Source organism: Candidatus Zixiibacteriota bacterium (genome assembly GCA_040752815.1).
GTDB lineage: Bacteria > Zixibacteria > MSB-5A5 > GN15 > FEB-12 > JAGGTI01.
In genome coordinates this window covers 10,540-15,059 of sequence record JBFMGC010000061.1, presented here as the reverse complement: position 1 = coordinate 15,059, position 4,520 = coordinate 10,540, and the positions used below count along the sequence as shown (strand labels likewise).

Below are 4,520 nucleotides of genomic sequence, written 5' to 3'. Positions count from 1 at the left end.
GCGCCATCGCCATCGTGATCGCCGCCGTCAACGTCGTCTTGCCATGATCCACATGACCGATCGTCCCAACATTCACGTGCGGCTTCGTCCGCTCAAACTTCTCCTTAGCCATATTGAAGGCTCTCCTGCTTAAGCAATCACTCCATCTAACATCTTCTTGGCCACCTCGCTGGGCACCGGGTCGTAATGCGAGAATTCCATCGTGAAAACGGCCCTTCCCTGCGAGATATTGCGCAGCGTGTTGGCGTAGCCGAACATCTCCGAGAGCGGCACGCGAACCGCAACCACAGTCATGTCATTACGCGGCAGCATACCGCTGATCTTTCCGCGACGAACGTTCAAGTCACCAACCACAGCGCCCAAATAGACTTCCGGCACCACGACTTCCACACTCATAATCGGCTCCAGCAGGACCAGGCCGGCTTTCTTCGCGCCGTCCTGAAGAGCCATCGACCCCGCTACCTTGAAAGCCAGCTCACTGGAGTCGACTTCATGATAGCTGCCGTCATAAAGCTCGCAGTGGATACCGGTGAGTGGGTAGCCGGCCAGGACACCGTTGTCCATGGCCTCCCGGGCGCCTCTTTCGACCGCGTGAATATACTCGCGGGGGATAGTTCCGCCAATGGTTTTATTATCAAAAATAAAATGACTGCCGTCGGTAAGCGGTTTCAGCCGCATTTTTACATGGCCGTACTGGCCGCGGCCGCCCGATTGGCGCACAAAACGGCCCTCGCACTCCACCTCGCGGGTGATAGCTTCTTTGTATGAAACGGTCGGCTTGCCGATACCGGCCTGGACGCCGAATTCCCGCAACAGCCGGTCGACCAGGATTTCCAGGTGAAGTTCGCCCATGCCGGAGATGATAGTCTGGCCCGTATCTTCGTCGTAGCGCACCAGGAAGGTGGGATCTTCCTCGGCCAGCCGGCTCAATCCCTCGGACAGCCGGTCCTGGTCGGCCTGGGTTTTTGGCTCGATCGAGAGCATTACTACCGGCTCGGGGAAGCGCGGCCGCTCGAGAACTATGGGGTGCTTGACATCGCATAGCGTATCGCCGGTAGTAGTCTTGCGGAAACCGATAACGGCCACAATGTCGCCCGCGTACGCCGTCTGAATATCTTCCCGCTTGTTCGAATGCATCCGCAGAAGCCGACCCACCCGTTCCTTTATGTTGCTGGTGGGGTTTTGGAGGTACGAGCCGGCGTCGACCTGGCCGGAATAGACTCGCAAATAGGTCAGCCTGCCGACATGCGGGTCGGTGGCAATCTTGAACGCCAGCGCGGCAGCAGGCTCCTCCATCGAGGGCTTCCGTTCGATAATCTTGTCCTGGTGCCGGGGATCGTGACCCATGACTGGCGGCATATCGGTCGGGGCCGGCAGGAAATCGACAATGGCGTCGAGCAGTTTCTGGATGCCCTTGTTCTTGAACGACGATCCACACAGCACCGGCACCATTTTGTTCTGGATCGTGGCCTGCCGGACCGCCCGGATTACGTCTTTGGGGTCAATCGGCTGATCGTGGAGGAACTGTTCGAGGAGGTGGTCGTCAACTTCGGCCACCGCCTCCAGCAGCTTCTCGCGGTATTCGTTGGCAAGCTCGACCATGTCGTCCGGCACCGGGAAATCTTCAAACGTGGTGCCCTTGGTTTCCTCGTGGAACACACGCAGGGACATCGTGAGCAGGTCGATAATGCCGCTGAACATCTCCCCTTCGCCGGCCGGGATCGAAATAGCCACACACTTGGTGGCGAAGCGCTCGTTCATCTTCTTGAGCGTGCCCGAGAACGACGCACCGGTGCGGTCCATCTTGTTGATATAAGCGATACGCGGTACGCGGTACTTATCGGCCTGGCGCCAGACCGTCTCGGACTGCGGCTCGACCCCGCCGACCGCGCAAAACAGAGCAACCGCACCGTCGAGCACGCGCAGCGAGCGCTCTACTTCGACCGTAAAGTCGACATGCCCTGGCGTGTCGATTATGTTGATCGTATGCTTGCGCCAGAAAGTGGTGGTGGCCGCCGAGGTAATTGTAATGCCGCGTTCCTTTTCCTGCTCCATCCAGTCCATAGTCGCGGCGCCGTCATCAACCTCGCCCATTCGATGAGTCCGCCCGGTATAAAACAGAATCCGCTCCGTAGTCGTGGTTTTACCCGCGTCTATATGAGCCATGATCCCGATATTTCGGACCGTTGTTAAATCCTGCCGGGCAGACATAATAAAACCCTACTGATCAACCAACACTCATAAAACAGAATCTCGCCCGAAGCCGTGATCCTGGTTACCCGATCAGCAGGGTCAGGGGAACCGTGACGTCAGCTTCGAAGCGTCACCAAAACTTGAGGCTCAACTCAATTCCTCGCAGCCAATTCCGACTGTTGGGTCAGACGACTGCTCTCAACGCGCAGAAAAGAGAGCGCCGCCTTACCACCTAAAGTGAGCAAAGGCCTTGTTGGCCTCGGCCATTTTGTGGGTGTCTTCCTTCTTCTTTACCGCTCCACCTTCGTTGTTCGAGGCGGCATGAAATTCCGCCGCCAATTTATCAGCCATCGACTTGTCATTCCGAGCGCTCGCGTTTAATATCAGCCAGCGTATGGCCAGCGCGGTGCGCCGATCAGACCGGACTTCCACCGGCACCTGGTAGGTCGCGCCGCCGACCCGGCGGGACTTGACCTCGAGTGTCGGCTTGACGTTTTCCATCGCCTTGTGAAAAACCTCTACGCCGCTCTGACCGGCTTTCTTCTCGAGCAGGTCAATGGCATCGTAGAAGAGATGCTCGGCCGTCGAGCGCTTGCCGCGCTTGAGCAGGCAGGAGACAAATTCGGCCACCAATGCGTCGTTGAACTTCTGGTCCGTCTTAATATATCGCTTCGGCGTTTTTGTTCTTCTCGACATAACTCTGACTACCTGCTATTTCTTCGGCCTTTTGGTCCCATACTTGGAACGGCTTTTGGTGCGATCAGCCACCCCGGCAGTGTCCATAGTGCCTCTGATTATGTGATAGCGCACGCCGGGCAAATCCTTCACGCGGCCGCCGCGGATCAAAACAATCGAGTGCTCCTGTAGATTGTGCCCTTCGCCCGGGATATAGGCCGTGACTTCCATCTTGTTAGTCAGACGAACGCGGGCGACTTTTCTCAAAGCCGAGTTCGGCTTCTTGGGAGTGGAGGTATACACGCGAGTGCAAACTCCTCGTTTCTGCGGGCACCGGCCCATGGCCGGAGTCTTGGTCTTACCTTGTATCCGCTTGCGACCCTTTCGGATAAGCTGATTAAATGTCGGCAAAATCGCTCCTAACAAACATACTCGTACTATAAACCAAAAAGGACCCGCAATTTATCTACAAGGTTCGGTTTGTCAAGACCTTTTGGTCAGAATCACGCATTTTCCTTGAAAATGTCGGCCACCGATTCCTTAGCCTCGCCCGCGGCCGGCACAATTTCAATTTCCTCCTCGTCCTCGTACTGGATGGCGACACCGCGGTACCTCTCGATACCTGTGCCCGCCGGAATCAAATGCCCGATGATAACGTTTTCCTTCAGTCCGAGGAGATGGTCTACTTTTCCGGCTACGGCGGCTTCGGTCAGGACCTTGGTGGTCTCCTGGAATGACGCCGCGGAAATGAAGCTCTCGGTCGAGAGCGACGCGCGCGTGATACCCAGCAGCAACGGCTCGGCGGTAGCCGGCTCGCCGCCCTCGGCGATGATGCGCGCGTTTTCTTCGAGAAACTTCACTTTGTCGACCTTTTCACCCTCAAGAAAGTTGGTGTCCCCAGGGTGGTCGATCAGGACCTTCTGGAGCATCTGGCGGACGATGATCTCAATGTGCTTGTCATTGATCTTCACGCCCTGCAGACGATAGACTTCCTGAATCTCGTTGACGAGATACGCCTGCACTTCGTACACGCCCAGAATCTTGAGGATGTCGTGCGGGTCCACCGAGCCTTCGCACAGGCGGTCACCGGCGCGGACCTGGTCCCCGTCGTGGACCATCATATGCTTGCCGTGGGGAACAAGATACTCACGGGCATCGCCGGATTCATCCTTGACGATAATCTGCTGCTGGCCACGGACGATCTTCCCGAATTCGACCGTCCCGTCAACCTCTGTGATGACTGCCGGGTCGTGCGGGCGACGGGCCTCGAACAGCTCGGCGACGCGCGGCAGACCGCCGGTGATATCACGCGAGCGCGCAATCATACGCGGCATTTTGACCAGGTGATCGCCCGGCTGGACATCCTGTCCGTCCTGGACCTGCAACTGGGCCTCGGTCGGGATACGGTAGCTGGCCACGGCGCGACCGCCCGCCCCGACAATCTGGATGGTCGGGAACATGGTCTTGTCGCGCTGTTCGATGATCTTCAACTGGCGGAGGCCGGTTTGATCGTCGATCTCCTCGCGTACTGTGATATCCCTGATGATATCCTTGAATTTGATCTTGCCGCCGCGCTCGGCTACGATCGTCCCGGTGTAAGGATCCCACTCAAAGACGATATCGCCGGACGCGACCTTCTGCTGATCTTTGAT

5 protein-coding genes are annotated in these 4,520 nt (G+C 57.4%); all 5 read right to left on the bottom strand.

The window, feature by feature from the left end:
* Positions 1–112 (bottom strand): GTP-binding protein (locus tag AB1772_11890; GenBank protein MEW5797047.1); only part of this gene is annotated, 112 nt, incomplete at its 3' end.
* Positions 113–129: 17 nt separating this feature from the next.
* Entirely contained in the window at positions 130–2,211 is a 2,082-nt protein-coding gene (gene fusA / locus AB1772_11885) for an elongation factor G (GenBank protein ID MEW5797046.1), read from the bottom strand.
* A gap of 207 nt (positions 2,212–2,418) precedes the next feature.
* On the bottom strand, positions 2,419–2,889 hold the full coding sequence (gene rpsG, locus AB1772_11880) for a 30S ribosomal protein S7 (GenBank protein MEW5797045.1): 471 nt from the start codon (positions 2,887–2,889) through the stop codon (positions 2,419–2,421).
* Positions 2,890–2,904: 15 nt separating this feature from the next.
* Positions 2,905–3,279: a 30S ribosomal protein S12 gene (gene rpsL / locus AB1772_11875; GenBank protein ID MEW5797044.1), complete on the bottom strand. Its 375-nt coding sequence runs from the start codon at positions 3,277–3,279 to the stop codon at positions 2,905–2,907.
* A gap of 92 nt (positions 3,280–3,371) precedes the next feature.
* On the bottom strand, positions 3,372–4,520 hold a 1,149-nt coding region (locus tag AB1772_11870), incomplete at its 5' end, for a DNA-directed RNA polymerase subunit beta' (protein ID MEW5797043.1).